General features: G+C 42.2%; 17 protein-coding genes. 8 read left to right on the top strand and 9 right to left on the bottom strand.

Annotation, left to right across the window (positions count from 1 at the left end):
- Positions 1-4 precede the first annotated feature (4 nt).
- Complete coding sequence (locus ABG082_RS09380; RefSeq protein ID WP_342494753.1) at positions 5-424, bottom strand: GtrA family protein; 420 nt, start codon at positions 422-424, stop codon at positions 5-7.
- Between the two features lie 155 nt (positions 425-579).
- Here ABG082_RS09380 and ABG082_RS09375 point away from each other — a divergent pair, with 155 nt between their 5' ends.
- The gene (locus tag ABG082_RS09375; RefSeq protein ID WP_008346618.1) at positions 580-810 is read left to right on the top strand and encodes an excisionase family DNA-binding protein; all 231 of its coding nucleotides are present in this window, start codon (positions 580-582) and stop codon (positions 808-810) included.
- 43 nt (positions 811-853) lie between these two features.
- On the opposite strand, the gene ABG082_RS09370 is transcribed toward ABG082_RS09375, so the two are convergent.
- The 6 genes from ABG082_RS09370 to ABG082_RS09345 all read right to left on the bottom strand — a co-directional run bounded on the left by ABG082_RS09370 (position 854) and on the right by ABG082_RS09345 (position 8,587).
- Positions 854-1,954 carry a Ger(x)C family spore germination protein gene (locus ABG082_RS09370; protein WP_230677016.1) on the bottom strand — a complete coding sequence of 367 codons (1,101 nt, stop codon included), beginning with the start codon at positions 1,952-1,954 and terminating at the stop codon, positions 854-856.
- Positions 1,951-3,051, bottom strand: a complete 1,101-nt coding sequence (locus ABG082_RS09365; RefSeq protein ID WP_007499199.1) for a GerAB/ArcD/ProY family transporter — start codon at positions 3,049-3,051, stop codon at positions 1,951-1,953. The genes ABG082_RS09370 and ABG082_RS09365 overlap by 4 nt, the downstream gene beginning before the upstream one ends.
- A 12-nt stretch (positions 3,052-3,063) precedes the next feature.
- On the bottom strand, positions 3,064-4,560 hold the full coding sequence (locus tag ABG082_RS09360) for a spore germination protein (protein WP_342494752.1): 1,497 nt from the start codon (positions 4,558-4,560) through the stop codon (positions 3,064-3,066).
- 69 nt (positions 4,561-4,629) lie between these two features.
- Entirely contained in the window at positions 4,630-5,970 is a 1,341-nt protein-coding gene (locus ABG082_RS09355; protein WP_348936808.1) for a (Fe-S)-binding protein, read from the bottom strand.
- Complete coding sequence (gene glcD / locus ABG082_RS09350) at positions 5,970-7,376, bottom strand: glycolate oxidase subunit GlcD (protein ID WP_348936807.1); 1,407 nt, start codon at positions 7,374-7,376, stop codon at positions 5,970-5,972. Before glcD ends, ABG082_RS09355 begins: the two co-directional genes overlap by 1 nt.
- A gap of 77 nt (positions 7,377-7,453) precedes the next feature.
- On the bottom strand, positions 7,454-8,587 hold the full coding sequence (locus tag ABG082_RS09345; RefSeq protein WP_348936806.1) for a sugar diacid recognition domain-containing protein: 1,134 nt from the start codon (positions 8,585-8,587) through the stop codon (positions 7,454-7,456).
- Between the two features lie 124 nt (positions 8,588-8,711).
- Between ABG082_RS09345 and ABG082_RS09340 the strand changes: the two genes are divergently transcribed.
- Positions 8,712-9,266, top strand: coding sequence for a branched-chain amino acid aminotransferase (locus tag ABG082_RS09340; RefSeq protein WP_348936805.1), 555 nt, complete (start codon positions 8,712-8,714; stop codon positions 9,264-9,266).
- Positions 9,267-9,299: 33 nt separating this feature from the next.
- Here the strand turns inward: ABG082_RS09340 and ABG082_RS09335 are convergent, their stop codons facing one another.
- The gene (locus ABG082_RS09335; RefSeq protein ID WP_076821573.1) at positions 9,300-9,689 is read right to left on the bottom strand and encodes a tautomerase family protein; all 390 of its coding nucleotides are present in this window, start codon (positions 9,687-9,689) and stop codon (positions 9,300-9,302) included.
- Positions 9,690-9,810: 121 nt separating this feature from the next.
- A complete protein-coding gene (locus tag ABG082_RS09330) occupies positions 9,811-10,563 on the bottom strand; it encodes a DeoR/GlpR family DNA-binding transcription regulator (protein WP_138825880.1) in 753 nt (250 codons plus the stop codon).
- A gap of 90 nt (positions 10,564-10,653) precedes the next feature.
- On the opposite strand from ABG082_RS09330, the gene ABG082_RS09325 reads away from it, so the two are divergent.
- The 6 genes from ABG082_RS09325 (at position 10,654) to ABG082_RS09300 (ending at position 17,653) form a co-directional block, all read left to right on the top strand.
- Complete coding sequence (locus ABG082_RS09325; RefSeq protein WP_348936804.1) at positions 10,654-11,541, top strand: tyrosine-protein phosphatase; 888 nt, start codon at positions 10,654-10,656, stop codon at positions 11,539-11,541.
- Positions 11,542-11,565: 24 nt separating this feature from the next.
- Positions 11,566-13,101, top strand: a complete 1,536-nt coding sequence (locus tag ABG082_RS09320; protein ID WP_348936803.1) for a family 10 glycosylhydrolase — start codon at positions 11,566-11,568, stop codon at positions 13,099-13,101.
- Positions 13,102-13,260: 159 nt separating this feature from the next.
- Complete coding sequence (locus ABG082_RS09315) at positions 13,261-14,403, top strand: acyl-CoA dehydrogenase family protein (protein WP_046527659.1); 1,143 nt, start codon at positions 13,261-13,263, stop codon at positions 14,401-14,403.
- 42 nt (positions 14,404-14,445) lie between these two features.
- Entirely contained in the window at positions 14,446-16,083 is a 1,638-nt protein-coding gene (locus ABG082_RS09310) for an AMP-binding protein (RefSeq protein WP_348936802.1), read from the top strand.
- 8 nt (positions 16,084-16,091) lie between these two features.
- Positions 16,092-17,441, top strand: coding sequence for an acetyl-CoA carboxylase biotin carboxylase subunit (locus ABG082_RS09305; RefSeq protein ID WP_348936801.1), 1,350 nt, complete (start codon positions 16,092-16,094; stop codon positions 17,439-17,441).
- Positions 17,438-17,653, top strand: coding sequence for an acetyl-CoA carboxylase biotin carboxyl carrier protein subunit (locus tag ABG082_RS09300; RefSeq protein WP_008346646.1), 216 nt, complete (start codon positions 17,438-17,440; stop codon positions 17,651-17,653). Before ABG082_RS09305 ends, ABG082_RS09300 begins: the two co-directional genes overlap by 4 nt.
- The last annotated feature ends 4 nt before the right edge of the window (positions 17,654-17,657 follow it).

The raw sequence follows: 17,657 nt of genomic DNA, 5'->3' as shown, positions 1-17,657 counted from the left end.
TGAATCATCGCTCCATTTCTGATGGTTTATTTTCTGATGGAAACACCCATAGGCGGCTTCCAGTAAAAGTGATCATCATGCCAAGAAGGGTACCAATCGCTTTACTAATGAATAATGAGAAACCTGCTTGCTGCATGACATATAAGACAACATAGGTGAGGAGACACGCTGCGCCGTTGACTGTGGTCCACTTGATCCATTCCCACCTGTCAGCTTTCTTTTTTACTTGGAACGTCCATTTTCGATTCCAAACATAACTGTTCAGCATTCCTGCAGTATAGGACAGGCATTGTGCAAGAAAAGAGGGAACAAAGCAGGCAGTTAAAAAAAAGAAGAGCAGAAAGTCAATCATCGTATTGCTTGCACCTACAGTTAAAAATGTGGCATAGGTCCGAATATTTTTCTTTGTCATGCGAAGGATCATCACCTCCTAGTGTTTGAGTGGGTGTATGAATACTGTACAAAAGCGAGTTGACGAATCAGTGAAGAAAAGATGAAAAAAACATGAACAAGCGATATCTGTTTTTTCACCAGCTCGTGATATAATTTGTAAGATGAAACGAACGGTGGTGCACATGCATGTATTTAACAATTGGAGAAACAGCTGAATACTTAGAAGTATCTGAAGCATATGTTGAAAAATTAATCCAGCAAAAAAAGATTCGTTACGTATTTGACGGGGAATCGTATCTCATTTATCAAGGGCAGTTTCAAACCCATATGAAACAGCTAGAACAATATAAAGAGCTCATTCAAGACATCTTAAATGAACCAATCCCTGAGGATCCGGATGTAAAAGATGAAGATTAAAAAAGCCTGTACGAGAAGGGAGAACCTTTTCATACAGGCTTTTTTATTGGCTGACACCCGTTTGGACAATGTTCATATGACAATTCACTTGGACATCTGCATCAGGGTAGATTTTTTGCCATTTCTCCGGTGTCATGGCTTTATCTTTAGAGCGATATCTCAAACCAAGTCCAAGTGGATCAATTTTTTGCTTTTTAAAGGATTGAACAAGGTCTTTTCCTTGCTGGGCCACACGCTTCTCCACTTCTTTTTCAACATGCTGCAAGATAGAAGGCGTATCGATTTTTTTTGATTTCATAAATTCTTTTAACTCACCTTTCAGCTTGATATCAATGGTGATATGAGGCTTTTTTGAAAGGTTTTCAGTTGGTTTAATGTGATAAGACACATGTGATTTGATATTTTCAATGACAACATGGGTTTTCTTTGTGTCATTAAATCGAAACTCATAAATCCCATTTTTATGATTTTCAATCATCGCTTTAAACGTAAACGTATCTTCCCCTGGAATATGCCCAACCATTTTTTCTTGATCAAAAAGAGCGACACCTGACACTTTAATAGAGTTGCTTGTATTTTTAATGTAAGGGAGGTAGGCATCCACGCCTTTTGCCATCATCTGATTCATAAAAATATGCTGATTGGTCACAGGTTGATTGCCATTTCGCATGTTTTGGGCCAGCAAATCTGAAAGATATACACCGATATTTAAGTTGGTTTGATTCATCTTTGTATACAACAAATCTTCAACTTCTCCGCCTACTATGGCAAATACTTGACGGGACCCAATGATCGGATCACGATAAATGTAATTCATCAAATCAATCATACCCACTTCTTTCGCCAGCTTTTCACTTATTAAAATCACGAGTACTTGTCCCATGACAACGGGGAAAGGCGATTTTTCCGACACAAGAAACTGAATATTACTAATGGTATTTGACTTAGCACTTACAATTTGATAGCTTCCTTGTTCTTCGCTTTTAAAAACAGGGAAAACAAAGAAGCCCTTCATTTCTCCATCATCCAATAAGTCAAATCCCGCTGCCTGCGAGATACTTAATTCATCTAAGAGACGAGGCTGTGCACAGCTCGTTAAGAAAAGGCTCAATAACATGAGACACACGAGAATATAATGTTTCATGCGCGTTTTTTCACCCACCTTTTTTTCAGCAGCAGCCCAATGATCATACATCCAGTCAATCCATATATGAGGATATATCCGCTATATTCCACCCATTTATTAAACGTCTCAAAAGAGGTGGCCTCGATCAAAAATGAAAACATGACGAGAATGAGAAGGCTGAGAACAATTAACGTCATGCGTTGGCTCGTGTGAAACACTTGTTTTGCCATTCTGCTGGCTGCCCATAATGGAATGGCGATATTTGGAACGATAAGCAAAAGCCATAGTGACACTTCAATAAATTCAAAGCGCTGGATAAACGGAAGTTTGACAATGCTGGTTAATGTCAATGTTGGCCATTTCGTTAGTTCGAGCTGAGCACTTGAGTAGTACGCTATAGAGACGAGAAATACAAGCAAATTCAGGCATGTAGTCAGCAACACTCCCATATGTGCAAATTTTTGCGACGTTTGTGCTTTTTTAATAAAGGGATAATAGACAAGCAATGTTCCAAAACCAAACATGGATAAAGAGGCATCTTTGACCCCCATCATGAGTTGTGAAAATGAATGATCAAACATGGGGAACATAAACCGGATGTGACTATATTTCATGACATAAAAGCAGATAAAGGTCATCCAGTACGTTAGGACAATGCTAAAGAATGCCCAGCCAGCGATTGTTCTAAATCCGCCTGTGTGAATGTAATAGACAAGAATGAGTAGCACTGATGCAAATAGAAGACCGGGAATTTCTTTAAACAGCCAAACATGGATTACATCCATATAATGAACAAGCACAATCAAAGACAATGAAGAAAAATACAAAATGTAGAGAATGTTGATGAATTGTCCGAGCCATTTACCAAACACAGATTGCGTAATGTCACTAAATTCGTCAGTAGGTGCTTTTTTAAACAAAAAGTAAATGAGGAAGATCATCAAATTGACGCTTGCACCAGCAATTAAAATGGCGATCCACCCATCATTATTAATCGTCCGCACAAGATTCGTCTGGAAATTTAAAATACCAACACCTACTTGATTGGCATTGATCAGAAAAAACACAAAAAAAGGGGATACTTGAAATTTTTCTTTCACAGAAGAAGAGCTCATGCCTTCACTTCCTTATTCATAAAAATCATTTTTCCCCTTACGGCCTTGCTTTGGCTTTTGGCGGTGTATCGTTTCATTTTGCGGACGTAAATTTTCTGGACGTTTTTTCAAAAAGCGGAGTTGGGGCCGAATCAAACTACCTTTTAAATCGGCCAATCGAAGTGGAAAGATTGGCTCTAAGTAAGGCTGGCCTATAGACGTTAATTTCATTAAATGTGTAAGAAGAAAAGCCCCCATTAGCGAAATCCCTAGCGCTCCCCACACTTGTGCAGCAAAAAGAAATGGGAAACGTAAGAGACGAATGGTCGTCCCCATTTTATATATAGGGGTGACAAAAGAGGCAAGAGCTGATAATGCGACGATAATGAGCAGGATATTACTTGTTAATCCCGCTGCAACCGCAGCCTGTCCGATCACAATACCTCCAACAATACCAAGCGTCTGTCCGACTTTTGCAGGAAGGCGAGACCCGGCTTCCCTAAGTAGCTCAATCGATATCTCTAAAAATAATGCTTCAATAATAGGCGGAAAGGGTACGAGATAGCGTGATGCGACAATCGTTTCTAATAAGTCCTTAGGAATCAGTTCATAGTGAAACGTTAAAACTGCTACATACAAAGGGGTTGCAAAAATAGAAAATATCACTGCAAAAATGCGTAACAGCCGAAAGGAGGATGCTGCGATCCAAGACATGTTATAGTCTTCCATTGTAGAAAAATACTCGAGTAAAATTGTAGGTGCAAGCAGGGTATGAGGCGAACCGTCAACCATAATGGCTATTTTTCCTTCCGTTAAACCTGAGGAAACCCTGTCTGGCCGTTCTGTATTTAAAAACAATGGAAAGATTGTATTGGACACATCATAAAGCATTTGCGCAAGATAATTAGAATCTAGAATTTGGTCGTAGTCAACATCTTGAACCCGCTGAAGAACGGTTTCAATGTTCTGCGGGTTGGCGATATTCTCTATGTATACAACGGCTACTTTCGTTTGAGAAAGGGTACCAACTGTGTGTTCAACTACTTTAAGGTCAGGAGTGGGCAGTCTGCGCCTAATCAAGTTTAAGTTTGTGTCCAGCCCTTCCACAAATGCTTCCTGCGCACTAATGATTCCGAATTCAATCTCAGGTTGGCTCACTTGTCTGCCTTTCTTTTCTTCAATCGGCAAAAGGAGCGCTTTGCCCCAGTCTGTCTCAATTCGAACAGCAATACTGCCTCGATGAAGAGCTTCTTCCACTTTTTGAAGGTCATTCGTAATCACAGCTTGTTCAATTGGGATGTGTTCTTTTAGCTCTTCAAGGGTGGGTGTCAGATGCAATTGTTGAATAAAAGGCAAGATTTGTTCATGAAGGAGATTGCCATTAATTAAAGAACGAAAAAAAGAGATTCTATAAAGGAAACCTCCGGAACTTGATAATTCATTGATAAAATCAGAGGAACGCGATAGTGCCTCAAATACTGAATTCGGGTCTTTCTGTTTTGATTTGTTTTTCTTCAGCACTTGAACCATCTCCTTCCGCGATTTGCCTCTATTATCCAACCAATCGTCTGAAGATATGCATAAAAAAAGCGTTCAGCTTCATGAGCTGGACGCTTTTTTTCCATATTGAACGGCTTCTAATAAAAAGTCAGCCAGATGAATCGCTCTCATGCTAGGCATATGTCCTGCCTTTTTGACGCCTGCTGCCATTTGTAATTGACAGCCTGGATTCGACGTCACAATGGCAGCTGCAGCTGTGTTGCTCGCTTCTGTCATTTTATGATCTAAAATTTGCATCGACATGTCTGGCTGCAAGATATTGTAGATTCCTGCAGATCCGCAGCAGCGGCCGGCATCTTTCATTTCTTTAAACGTTACCCCTTGAATGGCTTTCATGAGCACCCTCGGCGCCTGTTGTACATTCATCCCATTTCGTAAATGACAGGAGTCTTGATAGGTGATCACTTGCGCTGGCAAAGCCAGTGGCACGTGGCGGTGAAACTCCAGCTCCACAAGGATGCTTGATATATCGGTTATTTTCTGTGAGAAGGCTTTACTTCGTTTTTGAAAATTTGGATCATCCTGAAGCAAATGACCGTAATCACTTAAAAAGGCGCCGCAGCCGCCCGCGTTCATGACAATCGCATCGGCATCTGTTTCCTCGAATGCTTCAATATTCCGCTTAGCTAACTGTTTTGCTTGGTCTTTTTCTCCGCTATGACCATGTAGCGCGCCGCAGCACGTTTGTATAGGAGGAACGATCACATCACCGCCTGCCAGCTGCAAGAGATGAATGGTCGCTTTGTTTGTGTTTGAGAAAACTGTATCCATTAAACAGCCAGTAAAAAACGCCACCCTTTTTTTTACCTGACCAATGGCTTTATATTCATTCAAACGTTTTTTCTTTTGAGGCGGCACCTTTGGAAGTGCCTGTTCCATCAACTGTAAATGGGAGGGAAGCACCTTCAGTATGCGAGTCTTCCTCGCGGCTGTTTGCAGACCAGATGTTTGATAAAATCGAAGAAAACTAGCAGCTTGTCGCATACGACTTTGTGAAGGAAAGAGACCTTTAAACACAACACGTCTCATCAATTTGACAGGAAATGATTGTTTTTTATGTTGTTGAATAATGTCTCTTGCATCTTCTAGCAGCTGTCCATACTTGACGCCAGAAGGGCAGACTGGTTCACATGCACGGCAACCAAGACAAAGATTAAGGGAATGTTCAACATCTTCATCTGGCTCAATGACGCCATCTCTTACAGCTTTCATTAACGCAATTCGGCCCCGAGGGGAGTGCGTTTCTTGTTGTCCAGATTCAATATAGGTAGGGCAGGAAGGGAGGCAGAATCCGCAGCGCATGCAATTAAGCAGCTCCTTTTCATCCATTTGCTCCTGAAACTGCTGCTGGATCTCTTTTTGCTTAGAAGAAGAACTCATCAGACCACCACCCGCTTTCTTGAGGCTTTTCCAAACACTTTATCTGGGTTCATGATATGTGCCGGGTCAAGTGCCTGTTTAATCGCCTTCATTGCAGCGATTCCTTCTTTTTTGACCTTTAGCTCCAAATAGGGGGCTTTCATGAGACCAACGCCATGTTCGCCTGTAATGGTGCCGCCAAGTGCAACGGCTTTTTCAAAAATGGCCTGAAAGGCAGCTTCTACACGTTTCATTTCTTCTTCATTTCTTGCATCTGTCGCACAAGTGGGGTGTAAGTTGCCATCACCTGCATGACCAAACGTACAAATGTTCACCTCGTACTTTCGTGCAATGTCTTCGATTGCACGAACCATATTGGCAATTTCAGACCGGGGAACGGTAGCATCTTCTAAAATCGTTGTAGGACTTAATCGAGCGAGGGCAGATAAAGCAGAGCGTCTCGCTGTTAAGAGCGCACTTGCCTCTTCTTCTGAATGTGCGATCTTGACGCTTGTAGCCCCGTGCTGCTCACAGACTTCTGCGATTTTTTGGATATCACGAGAAACAGCTTCAGGGTTGCCGTCCTGTTCAATTAATAACACAGCTTGAACGTCGGTAGGCAGGCCGATGTTTGCAAAATCTTCAACGACTTCAAGGGTCGGCTGATCCATAAATTCTAATGTAGCAGGAATGATACGCTCAGCAATGATGGCCGATACAGAAGTCGCAGCTTCTTCAAGGCTTTCGTATAAACAAAGCATTGTTTGTTTCGTTTCTGGAAGCGGCAGGAGCTTTAGCACTGCTTCTGTGACAATCCCGAGTGTTCCTTCTGAACCAACGAACAATCGAGTCATATCATATCCAGCGACATCTTTTGCAAGCTTTCCGCCTGTTTTGATGATGTCACCATTTGGCAAAACCACTTCAAGCCCAAGGACATAATCCCTTGTCACTCCATACTTTAACCCCCGCAGCCCCCCTGAATTTTCGTTAATATTGCCGCCTAATGTGGAAATTTTCATAGAGCTTGGATCAGGCGGGTAGAAGAGACCTTTTTCCTCTACTTGATGAATCAACTCCTGCGTAATTAAGCCAGGCTGCACCGTTGCGGTCAAATTTTCTTCGTCTATTTCTAATAATTGATTCATTCTAGTAAAGAGAATCACCAATCCGCCCTGAGTAGGACATGTTCCTGCGCAAAGATTCGTCCCTGAGCCTCTTGGGACGATCGGCACCTTGTAAGAGGCGCACAGTTTCACAATTTGCTGCACTTCTTCAGCCGTATGAGGTCGCACGATCGCATCTGGCATATGTTGAAAATTTGGTGTCGCATCATAAGAGTAGGCAAGACAATCCGCCTTGCTGTCTTGGACATAGGACGCACCGACAATCTCTTTTAATTGATTTGAAAATTCTGAATCCAGCATATACAATCACTCCCGTTCATTTAACGTCTCGTTTCTATCAGTATAAAAAAAGAACCGTCATATGCCTATGGACGATTCTACAAAATATCAGGCTGTTTTATCGTATTTTTTGTATCATGATCTAAAAGCAGCAATGCCAAATAAAAAAGCATTGCATCTTGCATGCGCTTTGGATCAAGTGTGGTTAAATTCTGGATTCGTTTTAATCGATAATGAAGTGTATTAATATGGACATGCATGGCTTCCGCTGTATGTTTCAATGAGTAATCCGAAGCGATGAGTACCCGCAAAGTTTTCACTAGTTCAGGATAGGGGAAAAGGGACGCAATCGTTCGATCAAGAAACGCATCTTTTGTTTCCTGACTGATTTCCTCCATAAAAAGTTCAAGTGTCAAATCTTCATCAAACACAATGGGTGTTTCAGCATGCGCCAATTTTAAAGCGCGAAAGGCTTGGTGAAAGGACTGCTTCATGAAATGAGAAGCTGCAGGCTTTCCTGCCCCCATTAAAATCCTCGATGGTGACAGCGCTGCGAGCGCAGCATGGATATGGAACAGGCGCTTGTGCCATGTATCACGACCATCTGGTGTGGCTTGCAGCATGAGCAAAAAACGTGCATGCCCCCAGCGCACAATGATCTCCTGATTGGTCAGGTGCAATTTGTCCTTCATCAGTTTGTATTGATCCTGCTTCATAAACGATTCATCTTGACAATCAATGAGAATAGCGACACGCTGCTTGTTGACATCAAGGCCAAGCCGCTGCGCTTTATCGGTCATATCAACCGCTGTCTCTGGCAGATGAAGCCAGTCGAACACAAAGGCTTCAAGCTGCCGTTCATCTGTTTCCGTTTCTTGAAAAAATTCATGTTCTTGAATGAGCAGCTCTGTCATTTTACGTAAAATGTCGCCAAAAGGGGACACATGCCTTGGATCGCCTGTCATTCCAATGACCCCAATCACTTCTTGTTTAAAATAAATAGGCAGATTGATACCGGCTTTGACGCCTTTCATCTGCAGCACATCATCCTTTGTGAGAATTCGTTTCTTCCCTTCTAAGGATGTGACATATGCTCCTTCATGAAATTGACCAATGCGTGCTGGATCTGTTGCAGCAATAATGGTACCGTTTGTTTGTGTGATGATGATTTCTTCCGTCAGTACCTTTTTGACCTCATCTACGATTTTTTCTGCCAGTGTCATTGTGAGCAAAACGGTCCCCTCCGAGATGTTTCTTTTTACACTATCATACCATCATATGCTCAGGCATATCTTTCTTTTCATGTGTTATGCTAAAATAAAAACGCATATGAAGTAGATGAAAGGAGACACAGCCATGTCACTGCAAAATCGCTTACAAGATTTACTGAAAGAAGGGCAGGCGCTCACCGACTTTGAATATAACAAAGCCGCAAGTCAAAATTGGCCGCTAGAAGGGGCAAAAATGAAAGAAGAAGCACGCTTTGCTGATGTTTATATAGAACGTGTAGACAAGGAATCGGAGGAAATGATTCAAACAGAAAATGCTTCCTTTTTAAATACACCTCTTACATACGTAAAAAAACAACAAAAAGAATTCATTTACATCGAGTCGAAGTGGTTTGATGTGGTGAGAGCCGACGGACTTGCCATAGAATGGGATGAAGTATTTCAGACGTATACCGTGTTATTCGGATTGAAGCGTCCTAAAAAAGATACTGGATTACTAAAAGAGATGCTCTCAACATTAAATGGTGCTCAGCTTCAATTTAATGGACAAGACGGGTTATTTGATGTCAACATTCCGCTTCTTGAACTAGAGGACATCAAAGAAGATACACCTTTGATTGGTGTGATCTCTTCAGTGTACCGCTATTTATTCAACTTGCTCATGCAGCTTGAAAATGAATGAATCAAAAAACGGCTCACATTCCTGAGCCGTTTTTTAGAGCCATCCTCTTATGAATTGAGCCTCACCCATCCCGAAGCTCCAATCGGCGTCTCCATTTTCCACGATGGAGATCATCACATCCGTCTTGGCAACCCCGCATTCTTTTTCTACACGTTCTGCGATTTGTGCATAAAGCTGTTCCTTTTGCTCTTTCGTCCGCTGTTTACTGACAACACTAATGACAACAAGATCTTTTGTTCTCGGATAACCAAGCCCAGTGTCTTCAATCATCATCTCTTCAGGGCGATGCTGATGAACAATTTGATAGCGATCTCGTTCAGGTACCCCAAAGGCATCAACCATTGCTTCATGGCAAGTGTCCAGCAGTTTCTTTAATTCCTCTTTTGAACGGCCTTCTATCACGTCAAATCGTAACAACGGCATCAGGTCAACCTCCAAATATGTGTTTAATATACAATCATAATGTAACCAACACTTCGCCGTTTCACTCTTTTGCGCATAAGAAAAAAGCCAACACATTGGCGCTTGGCTTTTTCGCTCTGGACTAAGGCGTGACAAATTTCACATCATGCTCTTTTCCATATTGAAGGTAATCTTCATTTGGTTGTTCATTCGTCACGACGATGTCTATGTCTTTTAAGTCACAAAACGTGGTCAAGGCATAATGGTCGAACTTACTATCATCGACTAATAAAAAGGTTTTGGCGTTTTTTTCAACGAGCGTTTTTTTAATATCTGTCTCAAGCGGGGAGGAATTCGTGACGCCATGATTAATGGATAAGCCAGTTGATGCAATAAATGCTTTATTGACATTGTATGCTTTTAGACGCTCAACACTTTGATAACCAACGAAAGAATTTGTCTTTCGCTCTAGCATACCCCCGGTTGAAAAGATGGTGAGGTGTTCATAAGGCATAGCCTGTGTAATGAAATCCACGTTATTTGTCACAACGGTAATCTGTTTCTCCTTCAAATAGGGAAGCATCTCCAGTGTCGTTGTACCAGAATCAACAAAAATCATATCACCATGTTCAACAAAAGCGGCGGCAGCCTGTCCGATCATTTGTTTTTTACTCAGCTGACGAGTCTTTCGCTCTTGATACACCACCAACGTTGAGTGGTTCACAGCGACGCCGCCGTACACTTTCTTTAGCACGCCGGATTCTACCAATGCTTGTACATCTCGGCGTATGGTGTTTTTTGAGACGCCAAAATGCGTCACAAGCTCATCAAGAGAGGCAGATTCCCGGTCAAATACATACTCTTTTATTTGCTGAATACGTTTTGTTTTTATCATGCTACAATCTCCAATCAATACGAATATGCTGATTCTATTATAACAATAATTCCACGTAAAAGATGTCACTGATCAACATGGGAGAATCGAATGATCTTTTTCTCTTATCTTTTCTCATTTTTCATAAAAGCGTATGATAGAGAAAAGAGGATAGAAAGGATTTTCACTTCTATGAATCAACACAACATACAATTTTCAAAGTTAGCAAATTTTAGAGAGGTAGGGGGACTCCAAACAACGGATCAGATGGTCATCAAACAAGGAATGATTTATCGATCTGCCGATTTATCACGTCTCACGAAGCAAGACATATTGACGTTCTCAACACTTGGAATTCAAACGATTTGTGACCTGCGTACAAGCTCAGAACGAAAATCACACCCACCAAAAATCATGGAACATGACAAAATTGTTCATATCCCTATGCAGCCTGACAGCATGATGCCTAGCAAATGGACCATGTTTCGTATGCTGATAGCAGAAGGAAAATCTCTATCCTTTACACCGATCATGAAAGATGTATATCAAAGCATGCTCTATGAGCGAAAAAAAGAGATTCAGCAATTGTTTACATTACTGTCCGATGAAAAAAATTATCCACTTATGCTTCACTGTACAAGCGGAAAGGACCGTACAGGCTTTTTATCTGCTCTTATTCAATTAGCAACGGGTGTGCCGGTGCATACCGTTTTAAGTGAATACATGCGTTCCAATGAAGGCGTGAAAATGCTAGTGAAAAGACAAGAACGATTTGTTCGTATGATGAGTTTATATCGGGTGTCAAAAGAACAAATTCAACCCCTGCTTGGTGTGCAGCAAGATTATCTCGAAGATGTACTGAATGAGATGATGGATACATACGGAAATGCAGAGCGGTATTTAGTAGAAGCCTGCGACGTCCCGAAAGCTCAGCTGCTTAAAATGAAAAACATCTTGCTTACACCATCTGCTGGCATTCCATCACAAAACGCAGAATAAACTTAATATGAGGTGATGCAAACCATGCTGAAAAAGATCAGTATGACGGTTCTGACACTAGTTCTCATGGGTGTCTTCTTATTGATTCCGTCTAGCAGTCTAGCTCGTTCGATGCCAAAAGGGAAGCTTGAGAGCACAAGAGAGATGCGTGCAGTGTGGGTCGCATCGGTTTATAACTTAGATTGGCCTTCAAAGAAAGGACTGCCCGCAGATGAGCAGAAACAAGAGTTCATTCAACTGTTAGACGACATCAAAGCGATGAATATGAACGCCGTCATCATGCAAATTAAACCAACAGCAGATGCCTTTTATCCGTCGAAATTCGGGCCATGGTCTGAATATTTGACTGGTACACAAGGGAAAGACCCTGGATATGACCCGCTTGAATTTATGATAGAAGAAGCACATAAACGCGGCCTTGAATTTCATGCTTGGTTTAACCCTTATCGAATCACCATGAATCATACCGATCTCAACCGGTTATCAGCCGATCATCCTGCAAGAGCACACCCTGATTGGACCATCGCCTACGGAAATCAGCTTTACTTTAATCCAGGCATTCCTGATGCTCAGGATTTCATTGTTGACGGGATAGAGGAAGTAGTGAAAAATTACGATATTGATGCGGTGCATATGGATGATTATTTTTACCCGAATAAAATCGCTGGTGTGCCATTTCCAGATCAAGAAACGTATGAAACTTACGGGCAGAAGTTCACTCATATAGAAGATTGGCGAAGAGATAATGTGAATCACTTGGTGCAGCAAATCAATGACACCATTAAGAAAGAAAAGCCGTATGTGAAATTCGGCATTAGCCCATTTGGTGTATGGCGCAACATAAAAGATGACCCAACCGGTTCAAACACAACAGCAGGGATGACCAATTATGATGATTTGTATGCTGATACAAGAGAGTGGATACAGCAGCACCATATTGATTATATCACCCCGCAAATTTATTGGAGTATTGGCTTTCAGCCCGCTGCCTATGATGTGCTGACGAAATGGTGGTCAAATGAAGTGAAGGGGCAACCTGTTCATTTGTACATTGGTCAAGCGACGTATAAAATCAATCAAAACAGTGATCCTGCTTGGTCTGATCCCGAGGAGTATTTTCGCCAGATCGAGCTGAACAGGCAGTCACAGTTCGTGCAGGGCAGCATGCATTTTAGTCTGAAAGATATCAATCGGAATCCCTTGAATGTAAAGACACGATTAATAGAAGAAACCTATAGCAAACCAGCTCTCATACCAGAGATGCCATGGCTTCATCAAAAAGCGCCAAAAAAACCAATCATTCAATCTGTGAAAAAGACAGAGGATGGTGCAGTTTTACAGATACAAAATGATCCGCACTCTAGTGCATCCTATTATGCAGTCTATCGATTGTCGAATAAAGGGACATACGAATTTGTGCAAACAGTCAGAAAAGAAACAGGCTCCTTCACACATACGAAAGACATTTTAGCAAATCAAAAGAAGAGCTATACCTACAAAGTGACGGCACTCAATCGCCTTCATCATGAAAGCAAGCCTTCTACAAAAACAGTAAAATAACAAAGACAGCATAAATGAGGGTTTTCCTCCATTTATGCTTTTTTGCTTTCTCTATTTTTCTACTATTTTTATTTTAATTTTCTGAATTCAATTAAGCTTGGCATGAAGCAGCTATTTGATTAATAAATATGATAGAAAAGCGCCAAAGGGGGAAGCAAAATGGATTTTGAATTAACGAAAGAGCAGCAAATGATCCGTCAGATGGTCAAAGAATTTGCAAAAACAGAAATTGCACCACACGCTCAAACAGTTGATGAACAGGCAGCATTTCCCGTAAAAACATTTCAAAAAATGGGGGAGCTCGGTTTTATGGGTATACCCTTTCCAGAGAAATATGGAGGTTCTGGAGGAGATACGATCTCATATGCACTGGCAGTAGAAGAAATTGGAAAACAGTGTGCAAGTACAGGTTTAAGTTATGCCGCAGCAGTTTCCTTAGGCGCAAGTCCACTTTATTACTTCGGGACGGAGGAGCAAAAGATGGACCATCTTGTTCCATTAGCCTCTGGAACAGCGCTTGGCTCCTTCGGATTAACAGAACCAAACGCCGGATCAGATGCAAAAGGAACAAAAACAAAAGCCATTCAAGACGGACAAGAATATGTCATCAGTGGGGAAAAGTGCTGGATCACAAATGCCAATTATGCCAGAACGATTATTGTCACCGCTGTAACAGATCATGATGAAAACGGACGTCCAATCATCTCCGCCTTTATTGTGGAGAAAGGACAAAAGGGACTGTCGATTACAAACCCATATGACAAAATGGGGGTTCGTGGTTCAGATACGGCTGAAATCATTTTAGACGAAGTGCGTGTACCAGCGCATCATATATTAGGAGACAAATCGAAAGGATTCAAGCAATTTTTATATACTTTAGACGGCGGACGAATTTCCATTGCAGCCTTATCTGTCGGAATTGCGCAAGCTGCACTTGATGCTTCACTTTCCTATGCAAAAGAAAGAAAGCAATTTGGGCAGACGCTCTCATCCTTCCAGGCCATTCAGTTTAAGCTGGCAGATATGGCGATGCAAATAGAGCTTGCAAGACAAATGGTCTGGAAAGCCGCTTGGCTGAAAGATCAAGGCAAACCATTTACAAAAGAAGCGGCCTATGCCAAACTGTTTGCTTCAGAAATGGCCACAAAAGCAAGTCTTGATGCGGTCCAAATTCATGGAGGAACAGGCTATATGAAAGAATGCGGTGTTGAACGGCTTGTGAGAGATGCCAAGCTGATGGAAATCGGAGAAGGGACCTCTGAAATTCAGCGGCTCGTGATCGCAAGACAGTTATTAGCGTAATACCTTAATGAAAACGCTTACTATATATGAGGGAGGAAAGCAATGATGTCGATTCACCCGCAAACGATTGGCTCCCTATTAAGAGAAAAAAAAGAACAGCATCCAGCACATGAAGCCATTGTTTACCCAGAACGTTCTTTACGTTATTCGTACGAAGCGTTTTATCAAGAGGTCAAGGAAACAGGTAAAGGTCTCATGGCATTAGGGGTTCAAAAGGGAGATCACATCGCCATTATGGCACCAAATATACCTGAATGGCTCATTCTTCAATTTGCCTGCGCCTCCATTGGTGCTGTTCTTGTCACTGTGAATACCAATTTTCAATCACAGGAACTCGCCTATTTACTCAAGCATTCTGACAGCAAAATGTTGTTTATTGTAGACGGCTTTAAAGAAACGTCCTATGTCAACATGCTTGAAGAGCTGATTCCAGAACTTCAAACCGCTTATCAAGAGGAGATCACTTCCACACAATTTCCTTATTTAAAAAGATGTATTTATATCGGTCAGCATGTACCAAACGGCATGCTCAGCTGGGATCGTCTTCAAGTGGCAGCCAAAAGAACCGAAGAGCTTGAATGGGAGAAGCGAATGAATGAGCTCACGCCTGATGACGTTATTAATATGCAGTACACTTCAGGCACAACCGGCTATCCAAAGGGCGTTATGCTCAGCCACACAAACATCGTCTGTAATGCGAGTCAGATCGCAGATTGTATGAAATTAACAGAGCAGGACCGTATGTGTATCCCAGTGCCGTTTTTTCATTGCTTCGGCTCTGTTCTTGGTGTACTTGCTTGTCTCACAAAAGGGGGAACGATCATTCCACTTGAATCATTCCATCCAGAACGAGTCCTTCAAACAGTAGAAAAAGAAAAATGCACCGTTCTTCACGGTGTACCAACCATGTTCATCGCAGAGCTCGATCATCCAAATTTCCACTCTTATGACCTGTCCACATTACGAACGGGGATTATGGCTGGTTCACTCTGCCCATCCCACGTCATGAAAGCAGTCATTGAAAAAATGGGACTGAAAGAGCTCACGATTGCCTATGGTCAAACCGAAAGTTCACCTGTCATTACCCAAACAAGAACCGATGATTCGTTTGAAAGACGCGTTCAAACGGTCGGACGTGCGCTTCCTCAAATTGAAGTCAAAATTACTTTACCAGGAACGTCAGAAGAAGTTCCAAGAGGACAGCAAGGGGAGCTTTGTACAAGAGGCTATCATGTCATGAAGGGCTATTATAAAAACGAAGAAGCAACAAATGAAGTCATTGATGAGGACGGATGGCTTCATACAGGGGATTTAGCTGAGATGGATCATGACGGTTATGTGAAAATCACAGGCCGGCTCAAAGATATGATCATCAGAGGCGGAGAGAATGTATACCCAAAAGAGATTGAGGATGTCTTATACACTCACCCTGCCATTCTTGACGCACAGGTCGTTGGTATTCCCGACGAGACATACGGCGAGGAAGCAGCCGCATTCATTCGGCTGAAACAAGGGAAGTCGGTCTCAATTGAGACATTAACGAGCTATTGTCAGTCGCAAATGGCACGCTACAAAATCCCGAAATACTTTTTCATTACAGATGAGTACCCAATGACCGCCTCAGGCAAAATTCAGAAATTCCGCTTGAAAAAGCAGGCGCTTGATCTAATAAAGGAGTGAAGGCAGCGATGTTTGAACAAGTATTGATCGCCAATCGAGGCGAAATTGCCCGTAGAGTGATTCGGACATGTAAACGGCTCGGAATCAAAACCGTTGCCGTTTATTCAGAGGCTGATCAGCATGCACTTCATGTGCAAGAAGCAGACAGCGCCTATTATATCGGCGGCGCTAAAGTTTCTGAAAGCTATTTAAACATGGAAGCGATCATTAAGGTTGCCAAACAAACAAATGCTGATGCTATCCACCCAGGGTATGGTCTTTTATCAGAAAATGCGGCATTTGCTGAGCGCTGCCGGAGCGAGGGCATTGCCTTTATTGGACCATCTGCACAAGTCATTCAGCAGATGGGAAATAAAATTGAAGCGAGAAAAACGATGGAACAAGCGGGCATCCCAATCGTTCCTGGTGTTTCAGCCCCACTCCATGATGCAGACGAAGGGGTTCATAAAGCACAGACACTCGGCTATCCCATTATGCTAAAAGCATCGAGTGGTGGCGGCGGGATTGGTATGCAGCTCGTCCGCAACGACGAAGAACTGCATAGAGCGTTTGAAGGAAATCAAAAAAGAGCACAAAGCTTCTTTCAAGACGGTACTTTATACATGGAAAAGGTGATTGAACACGCACGGCACATCGAAATTCAAGTTCTTTTTGATTCGTTCGGTCACGGCGTTCACTTATTTGAAAGAGATTGTTCACTCCAAAGAAGACATCAGAAAATTGTTGAAGAGGCACCAGCCGTCTGTCTTGAAGAAACTGTGAGACAGCAAATGGGACAGATGGCCGTCAAAGCTGCCAAAGCGATTGGGTATGAAAATGCGGGCACGATTGAATGTTTAGTCGATCAAAACCAGCAATTTTATTTCTTAGAAATGAATACGAGATTGCAAGTAGAACACCCTGTCACTGAAGAAATTACGGGAATTGACCTTGTCGAGGAGCAGCTAAAAATTGCAGCATTAGAGCCCCTGTCTTTCAGCCAAGAGGATATTCATCAAATTGGGCACGCGATTGAAGTCAGAATATACGCTGAAGACCCTGTGACATTTTACCCTTCGCCAGGCACGATCACTCGGCTTTCTACACCTGATGCCCCATATATCCGTCATGAGTCAAGCGTAACGAGCGGAAGTGTCATTACCCCATTTTACGATCCAATGATTGCGAAAATGATTGTGTACGGTGATACTCGAAAACTCGCCATAGAACGATTAAAAGCAGCATTACAAGCATATGAAATAGAAGGGATCAAAACCAATGTACCGCTTTTAAAGGAAATGGCGGAATCAATTGCCTTTTTACATGGCAGCATCACAACCGATTTTCTGATGAAAAAAAGGGAGGAAAACCGTTCATGAAAACTGTCACGATACAAATGGCCGGAAACTTATGGAAGCTTCTTGTGAAACAGGGTGATGACGTGCAAAAAGGACAGGAAGTCGCCATCTTAGAATCCATGAAAATGGAGATTCCCATTGTTGCAGAAGAAGCAGGTGTGATCAGTAAAGTGTATAAGGCGGAGGGGGACTTTGTTGACGAGGGAGAGGTACTTTTGGAGCTGACAGAATAGGGGG

The organism is Bacillus sp. BS1807G30 (genome assembly GCF_040047675.1).
GTDB classification, from domain to species: domain Bacteria; phylum Bacillota; class Bacilli; order Bacillales; family Bacillaceae; genus Bacillus; species Bacillus altitudinis.
The sequence above is the reverse complement of the archived record's forward strand: the minus strand, read 5'-3'. Positions and strand labels throughout refer to the sequence as shown.